This is a genomic window from Halomonas sp. SIMBA_159, assembly GCF_046536035.1.
GTDB lineage: Bacteria > Pseudomonadota > Gammaproteobacteria > Pseudomonadales > Halomonadaceae > Vreelandella > Vreelandella venusta_A.
Genome location: NZ_JAWJBT010000172.1, coordinates 1 through 368 on the forward strand (window position 1 = coordinate 1; position 368 = coordinate 368).

The following is a 368-nucleotide window of genomic DNA, read 5'->3' on the forward strand; positions in this document are numbered from 1 at the left end:
TAGACCGCATTCGGCCTCCGGCATCATAAGTGAACGTCTGACTGTCCGCGGTTGAATGATTGGCAATCGCCTTCACCAGCCGCCCCGCGTAATCGTAGCGAAACAGCTGCCGCCCGCGACCTTCGTTTGTATGGATACGGTTCACTCGGCCATCATGGTTGCGATAGTAGAACGTGTAACTGCGACGAGAACCCGCGCCATTTTTGACCTCAATCTTGCTCAGCCATCCACGTTGATTGTTATAAGCTCGCGTTTCAGCCTGGCCGTCTTTGTAGACTGTTTTCACCGGCTGGCCACGTAGGTTGTAGGTAACCGATTTGATGTTGTTTCCCAGAGAGGTCAGGCGACCTGCCGCGTCATAGTCAAAG

At 53.8% G+C, this 368-nt stretch carries 1 protein-coding gene; it reads right to left on the reverse strand.

Annotated features, from left to right (window positions below; genetic code table 11):
- On the reverse strand, positions 1 to 368 hold a 368-nt coding region (locus R0J87_RS18865), incomplete at both ends, for a hypothetical protein (protein ID WP_498888131.1).